Source organism: Campylobacter concisus UNSWCS, from assembly GCF_000466685.1.
Taxonomy (GTDB): domain Bacteria; phylum Campylobacterota; class Campylobacteria; order Campylobacterales; family Campylobacteraceae; genus Campylobacter_A; species Campylobacter_A concisus_A.
The window spans coordinates 1-2,713 of the sequence record NZ_ANNG01000115.1; the positions used below are offsets into that span (position 1 = coordinate 1).

At 35.7% G+C, this 2,713-nt stretch carries 5 protein-coding genes and 1 pseudogene; 5 read left to right on the forward strand and 1 reads right to left on the reverse strand.

Annotated features, from left to right (window positions below; all coding sequences use genetic code 11):
• Positions 1-82 precede the first annotated feature (82 nt).
• The 3 genes from UNSWCS_RS11095 to UNSWCS_RS11105 are packed head-to-tail and all read left to right on the forward strand — an operon-like array spanning position 83 to position 1,181.
• On the forward strand, positions 83-796 hold the full coding sequence (locus tag UNSWCS_RS11095) for a hypothetical protein (RefSeq protein ID WP_021088559.1): 714 nt from the start codon (positions 83-85) through the stop codon (positions 794-796).
• Entirely contained in the window at positions 796-993 is a 198-nt protein-coding gene (locus tag UNSWCS_RS11100; RefSeq protein WP_021088560.1) for a DpnD/PcfM family protein, read from the forward strand. The genes UNSWCS_RS11095 and UNSWCS_RS11100 overlap by 1 nt, the downstream gene beginning before the upstream one ends.
• A gap of 26 nt (positions 994-1,019) precedes the next feature.
• The gene (locus tag UNSWCS_RS11105; RefSeq protein WP_235044413.1) at positions 1,020-1,181 is read left to right on the forward strand and encodes a type II restriction endonuclease; all 162 of its coding nucleotides are present in this window, start codon (positions 1,020-1,022) and stop codon (positions 1,179-1,181) included.
• On the opposite strand, the gene UNSWCS_RS11110 is transcribed toward UNSWCS_RS11105, so the two are convergent.
• A complete protein-coding gene (locus tag UNSWCS_RS11110) occupies positions 1,137-1,484 on the reverse strand; it encodes a DpnII family type II restriction endonuclease (protein WP_051267857.1) in 348 nt (115 codons plus the stop codon). The two genes, UNSWCS_RS11105 and UNSWCS_RS11110, sit on opposite strands and share 45 nt — an antisense overlap.
• A 36-nt stretch (positions 1,485-1,520) precedes the next feature.
• Here UNSWCS_RS11110 and UNSWCS_RS11115 point away from each other — a divergent pair.
• Positions 1,521-1,808: pseudogene (locus tag UNSWCS_RS11115) on the forward strand (DpnII family type II restriction endonuclease); the annotation flags it as partial.
• Positions 1,801-2,604 (forward strand): DNA-methyltransferase, encoded by an 804-nt coding sequence (locus UNSWCS_RS11120; RefSeq protein WP_021088563.1) that lies wholly within the window; start codon positions 1,801-1,803, stop codon positions 2,602-2,604. The pseudogene UNSWCS_RS11115 and the gene UNSWCS_RS11120, both read left to right, overlap by 8 nt.
• The last annotated feature ends 109 nt before the right edge of the window (positions 2,605-2,713 follow it).

Below are 2,713 nucleotides of genomic sequence, written 5' to 3' on the forward strand. Positions count from 1 at the left end.
TCGCAGCTGCCAAGTCACTAAGCACAGTTCAAACTGGCAAAGCACTTGAAGTAAAAAGCTTGCAAGAGTATCTAAGCGAGAGATGAACCAAAAAGAGTGCGTAGTAGAAGCGTTAGCTAGCCTTGGTGGTATGGCAACGCTTTTTGATCTCTATCATAAAACTGATGTTAGCACTTGGGGTAGCAAAACTCCATTTGCTAGTATAAGACGGATAGCGCAGACTAATAAAGAATTTTATAAGGTCAGAGCTGGGCTTTGGGGACTTTGTGAGTTTAGAGATAAAAATTTAGCTAAAACAGGCGATAGCAAGAGTGAACAAAATGAGAAATTTACACATTCTTATTTTCAAAGTATCATTGTTGAGATAGGAAATTTGAGGCATTTTCAAACATTTATCCCTGCTCAAGATAAGAATAAAATTTATAAATCAGACAAGAAGCTTTGTGAGCTTGCGAGCTTGAGCAAGATATATAAATTTAGTTACGAAGACATCATTAAAAGAGCAAAAACAATAGATACAATATGGTTTAATGAAAGAAATTTGCCAAACTCATTTTACGAAGTCGAGCATAGCACGGACTTTAAAAACTCACTAAATAAATTTTACGAGCTTCAAGACTTTAATGCTAGGATGTTTATAGTCGCAGACAAAATGAGACAAAGAGAGTATGAGAGTGTTTTAAGAGCTAGTATCTACGAACAGATAGCTCAAAAGGTGAAATTTGCTAGCTATGAAGATATATCAAGGCAGCTTGAAAGAGAGAGCGAGCAAGCATTTATAAAAATGGGGATTTAATGGGCGAATTTGAAGTTGAGATAACTGAAATTTTAAGTAAAAAGATAAAACTTAAAGCAAAAGATCAGCATGAGGCGTGTAAGATCGCCAAAAAGGCTTATGAAAATTGCGAGATAGTGCTTGGAGCTGATGATTTTACAGAGGTGAAATTTAATACCATTTCCACAAATAAGCCAAAAGAACAAGGTAAAAAATGAATAATATAACTCCTTTTGATGATTTTATGGCAAGTTTAAAAGAGACAAATGCCACGCTTGGCTACTTTTGTGATTTTAAAAAATGTTCTAAGAACCTTGCAGAGGTCGCTATCAAACTTAATGCTTTAAATTCCTTGCTTGGCTCAAAAGATTTGAAAACAGATATTTTCAGAGCGAAATCTTTCTGAGATTAAGTTCGCAAAATTTGTTCCACTACGGTTTTTTCTAGCGTTTGTGTCAAGTCCAACTTCTACGCCAAACACATAATCACATAAATTTTTAATTTTTCTATCCTTGAAAATTTCATCAAGCCCAGTCTCTAAAAGAAAGCTGTAAATTTTCTCTGGCTCAACAAAATAACTCTTTAGCTCAAGTAGATTACCGCTCAAACTCACAACTTTTCTACTACTTTCCCTAACGGCGATTAATAAATTTAGCACCTCAAAACAGCTTCGATATTCTCTAAAAAGTGTGGAAATATCTGCTTTCAAGCTGAAGTATCAAGCTCAAATTTCCGTTTAAATTTAGGTAGTGATGTGAAGAGATTTGACTTTGTGGTTTGGAGACAAAATGTCACTTATCTAATCGAAGCAAATTTTTATAGTGGTGGTGGCTCAAAATTAAACGAAGTAGCAAGAGCTTACATCGAAATAGCTAAAAAGATATCGTGTTTGCCAAAGTATAAATTTATCTGGATCACTGATGGCTGGGGTTGGCACGATGCTAGAAATAAGTTGCAAGAGGCTTATAAGAGTGTGAGAATTTATAACCTTGCGAATTTATACCTTTTTATGAATGAGCTTAAAAATGCGTAACGATTTTAGGCTCATAAATGGCAACTGCTTTAACGAACTAGCTAAATTTAAAGGCGAGTTTGATCTTATCTTTGCGGATCCACCATATTTTCTTTCAAATGGCGGGCTTAGCATTCAAAGCGGGCAGATAGTTAGTGTAAATAAAGGTAAGTGGGATGAGGGCACAAATATCGATGAGATCGATAAATTTAACCTAAAATGGCTCAAGCTTGCTAAGCGATCACTTAGTGACAATGGCAGTATAATGATAAGCGGGACATATCACAACATCTTTTCTATCGGTAGGGCACTTCAAAAGCTTGATTATAAAATTTTAAACATCATCACATGGCAAAAAACTAATCCTCCGCCAAATTTTAGCTGCAGGTATCTAACACATAGCACTGAACAGATCATTTGGGCTAGAAAAGATGAGAAACATAAACACATCTTTAACTATGAGCTTATGAAGCGGATAAATGGGGATAAGCAGATGAAAGATGTGTGGAGCTTTGCTGCGATCGCTCCTTGGGAGAAAGTATGCGGTAAGCACCCTACACAAAAACCACTTTCACTTTTGATAAGGCTTATCTTGATGGCAAGTAACGAAAATAGCGTAATTTGTGACCCTTTTGCAGGCTCAGCAACAACTGGTATAGCTGCAAATTTATTAGGTAGGAATTTTGTAGGCATTGAAAAAGAGCCAGAATTTATAGATATCGCACTTAAGCGAAAGGCTGAGCTAGAAACAAATTTTATAAAATTTAGAGATAAATTTAGTGATATAAAAATGCTTGAGAGCTTAAAATTTGGCTAGATTTAAAATCCCTTACTTTACAACTATCCGTGCAGCACTCGCAGCTGCCAAGTCACTAAGCACAGTTCAAACTGGCAAAGCACTTGAAGTAAAAAGCTTGCAAGAGTAT